Annotated in this window: 5 protein-coding genes and 1 pseudogene; 3 read left to right on the plus strand and 3 right to left on the minus strand. The window is 56.8% G+C overall.

Features of this window, described 5'->3' with window-relative positions; translation table 11 throughout:
* Positions 1-404 (plus strand): annotated as a pseudogene (locus DXT88_RS23325) (transporter substrate-binding domain-containing protein); the annotation flags it as partial.
* A 238-nt stretch (positions 405-642) separates the two neighbouring features.
* Positions 643-1,785 carry a fimbrial protein gene (locus DXT88_RS23330; RefSeq protein WP_265216248.1) on the plus strand — a complete coding sequence of 381 codons (1,143 nt, stop codon included), beginning with the start codon at positions 643-645 and terminating at the stop codon, positions 1,783-1,785.
* Between the two features lie 37 nt (positions 1,786-1,822).
* On the opposite strand, the gene DXT88_RS23335 is transcribed toward DXT88_RS23330, so the two are convergent.
* A complete protein-coding gene (locus DXT88_RS23335) occupies positions 1,823-1,993 on the minus strand; it encodes a hypothetical protein (RefSeq protein WP_265216249.1) in 171 nt (56 codons plus the stop codon).
* 189 nt (positions 1,994-2,182) lie between these two features.
* Positions 2,183-2,845 (minus strand): DUF1120 domain-containing protein, encoded by a 663-nt coding sequence (locus DXT88_RS23340; RefSeq protein ID WP_265216250.1) that lies wholly within the window; start codon positions 2,843-2,845, stop codon positions 2,183-2,185.
* Between the two features lie 276 nt (positions 2,846-3,121).
* Here DXT88_RS23340 and DXT88_RS23345 point away from each other — a divergent pair, with 276 nt between their 5' ends.
* Positions 3,122-3,370, plus strand: a complete 249-nt coding sequence (locus tag DXT88_RS23345; protein ID WP_265216251.1) for a transposase family protein — start codon at positions 3,122-3,124, stop codon at positions 3,368-3,370.
* Positions 3,371-3,459: 89 nt separating this feature from the next.
* Here the strand turns inward: DXT88_RS23345 and DXT88_RS23350 are convergent, their stop codons facing one another.
* Positions 3,460-3,708, minus strand: coding sequence for a peptide chain release factor-like protein (locus DXT88_RS23350; RefSeq protein ID WP_265216252.1), 249 nt, complete (start codon positions 3,706-3,708; stop codon positions 3,460-3,462).
* Positions 3,709-3,819: the final 111 nt, after the last annotated feature.

The raw sequence follows: 3,819 nt of genomic DNA on the forward strand, positions 1-3,819 counted from the left end.
ACAAGCCTGAAGTCAAGATCGGCGTCGACATCGGTTCGTCGCACGATGCGATGATTTCGCGCGTCTGTCCCAAGGCCACCATCGTGCGTCTGGAAAAAGCCGACGACGCCACCCTGGCATTGCAAACCGGTCGCGTCGACGTGCAAGTGCTGGTCTGGCTGCTGGCGCTGAACGTGCTCAAGAAGAACCCGAGCCTGGGCACCATGATCGTGCCGATGCCGCTGGAAGCGACCTCGACCAACATCGGCGTGCCGAAGGAAGACGACAAGGCCTGGCTCGACTACATCAACAAGTGGATCGTGCAAGAGCGCGCCGCCGGCAAGGTCAAGTCCACCGTGCTGGAAAACCTGCAGAAGCTGTCCGGCGTGCGTCCGGAAGACGTGCCGCCGCAGATTCCGCTGTAATTCAGTCGTAACAACACCGTGAAAAAGGCCGTCGTTCCAGGGGTACTGGACCGACGGCTTTTTTGCGTCCCGGTAAAGTTGCAAGCAGTGGTGCAAAGGCGAACATCGAGAAAGCGATGTTTTTTCGGAGTTTTCCTATGTCCCGCATCTCTGCGAAACAGCACAATGGATCCTTTATTCAATCGCTGAGCTACCAGGCACGTCGTCAGGCTGGGCTTCATGCGAATAGGGATGGATTATGACATTGGAGCAAAAAATGAAAGCCGGTTTTCGCTGTTTGCTGCTGCTCGGCACGATGCTGTGCTGCACGCATGCAGCCGTGGCGCAGACTTGCTCGATCGATACGCCGCATACCGCAGCAGTGACTTTCCCGGCGTCGGTGAGTCAGCCGAGAAATGCGCCCGTAGGGACCATGTTGACCGGGTGGGTAGCCGCAGATACCTCGGATAGCTGGACCTGCACCATGCCGATCAACGGAAGCAACTTTGGCGTCTTCACCGATCTGGCAATCTCGACAACCAACAGAGTAAGTGTGGGCGGGGTGAATTATGCGTACATCGCCACCAATGTTGACGGCGTCGGCATTATCGCCAAGACGACCGGATCGGTGACCGCTTCGGTCGTCGGATCAACCGGAAATCCCACCACCTTTCCCGCTTCGCGCAATGTGGGGCCGAGCCGATTCTTCAACAACCAATCCCAGTTGCTGATCAGCCTGGGGGGGACGACTTCAAGCGGCACATGGAAATACGTGGCCTCACAAACCGTATCGCTCGCTCTTGTCAAAGTCGGCAGTGCGGCTCTCGGCGCAAAAGTGAACGCAGGGATATTCGGCCGCACGGGAGTGCGTTTCATGAGCGCGCTGACGGATGCCGGAGCCGCAGTCCCGTTGCTCTACACCCACAACATCACGTACAGCGCGGTCAATTTCGCCGAGCAGACCTGTTCCACGCCCGACGTCGTCATTCCGTTGGGGCGTGTACCCCTATCCACCTTCCAGGGAGCCGGAGTACAAACCAGCGCATGGGTTAACCGGGTCATTAACATCAACAACTGCCCCGCCAACATGACCCGGGTGAAGATCCGCTTTAACACGCCGACTTCCGGCTGGCTCGATCAGCCGAACCAGGTTTTCAACCTTAACAATCCGGGAGCACCCGGCACCGCAAAAGGCATCGGCATCCAAATGAGCTTCGGCGGCAGCAACGCCATTGCACCGTACGACGCGGACCAGACCATGGCCGGGTATGACGGTATCAAATCCACTGGTGGCAGTTTCACCGTGCCTATCGGCGGGCGTTACTACAAGCCGGCATCTTCCGCGGTGGTCAGAGGTGGGACGGCCGACGGCGCTGTGATTTTTGATATGACGTACGAATAGGACATCGCTGCACGTTGGACGCTCTCTGCGTGAGCAATCACATGGCGAGTCTTTTATCACGCGGCTGACGCAACGTTTTGGCGATCAGTGGTATGTATTGGATGAGCCGGAGGCTGCGCTTTTCCCGCAATGGCAGCTGCTGGTGCCGGCCGGATTGCATCAGCTGGCAAACGAAAAATGCCAGTTCATGATCGTCGCCCCAATGCATGCTGTCTTCAATACGCTAGCGTGAGCGCACTGCAGGGGCGATGCGCCGGTCTCGGGCGGCAACTCCTGACGTCGTAACAACGGTCCGTTCAGGCATGATCAGCATGACGGTCGGCGATCTTTGAACAAAATGGTTCTGTGGCCCTGTGGCGTCAAGCAACTCTGGACGATTGTGATTTCGCTGAGTCGATCACAGGTACACCACTTCGATCGTGGTCGAACCATCGAGTGGAACGTCCTGTTGCAGGTCGAGATTTTCCGGCTTGTTGAGTCCCACATGTACATTGAACTTGACCTGCAACAGCGTCAGGGCGCCTGGTGTCATACTTGCGTCGTTATTAAACGAGAAATAACGCAGGTCGTCGTTCGTTACCCAATAGAAGCCAGAGTTCCATGAGTTACCGCCGATATCCCCCCACAATCGGGTGGCAGCCTTACCGTCGACTGTCGTGCCAGGGGCGATGGAAATCGCATAGCCGCCGACCTTTTTCCCATTGACGGTACCCAACCCAAAGTTGTGTGCATTCTGAGTTGGGCTCGACGTATCGGTCTGAATCCCAGTGACGCGGGAAGCCGTGCGGTTATCCGAGAACTTCAAAGCTACCCTTGTCGGCGCATCGCAAGACAGGGCCAATACGATGGATTTCGCCGGCAACCGGGTATATTGACCAGCCGTCAGTCTGCTAGCGGGAATCACACCAAAATCAATCGTCCCGTCGCCGGTAAATGTGGTGAGGCAAGCACCGGGATAGATCCTGCCTTTGACCTGCATTTCGGCCGTATCTGCGGCCCACGCCGTGGCTGAACCCAAGACACAGGCGATCAGAGCGCAGAAGATGACTTGCTTGTTCATGTCGGTTCCTATCAGAATCGGAATGCGGTTTCGAATGAATATCAAAAAATGCTCAACCAATGAAAGTAGTTTGTCCGCTTATCAGAAAAATACATATGAGAATATTCTCAAAAATATGTTGGAAACTATTGTCGCTACAGGGAAATTACCTCCAATCTCCCTGAAGGAGAGAGCTTGAAAGCGCTGCGGCAGGAGTGCTTGTAAACATCGAAGAAAGGCCATTTATTCTCGACTTTTGCTAATTACCTGCTGAAACAGCCACCATCGAAGCGGTGTTTGCGACTTGAACGATCCGCGCATACATCCCGTGGATCGCGATTAACGGAAATACTCGTCGTCGCGCTATGCGCAATACTTTGCGACGCCGACAGCTGGGTCGCTGTTGCGCTCTGGAGACAAGAGAAGTTGGAGTGGCTGCGGCGATTCTTGCCGCTGCCCAACGGGATTGCCTCGCACAACATTTTTGGGAGGGTCTTTGCGGCGCTGAGTGCAGATCAATTCGCAGCCTGCTTCATCCGCTGGTGAAGGCGCCATCGCTGACCGTCCAAGGGCTGGAAGCGTTGCCGTCTGGTGCGTTTGGCAAGATGGCGCCCGGGTCGGACACCGGCGCCAGCTTATTCGCCGATGCGCGTACGCAACACCTTCAGCAGCCCGCGCCGGGTCTTGCTGTCGACGCGCTTGCGTTTGGCGCTGCGGGTGGGTTTGGTCGGCCTGCGCGATGGGTGGATGACGCCGGCCTCCCGGATCAGCGCCGCCAGCCGTTCCAGCGCTGCAACACGATTCTGCTCCTGGCTGCGGCTCTGCTGCGACTTGATCACGATCACGCCGTCGCGGGTGATGCGCTGGTCCTTCAGCAGCAGCAACTTTTCCTTGTAGAAGTCGGGCACCGAAGACGTGGGAAGAGCTCGACAAGCCTGAAGTCAAGATCGGCGTCGACATCGGTTCGTCGCACGATGCGATGATTTCGCGCGTCT

Source organism: Herbaspirillum lusitanum (assembly GCF_026127345.1).
GTDB lineage: Bacteria > Pseudomonadota > Gammaproteobacteria > Burkholderiales > Burkholderiaceae_D > Herbaspirillum > Herbaspirillum lusitanum.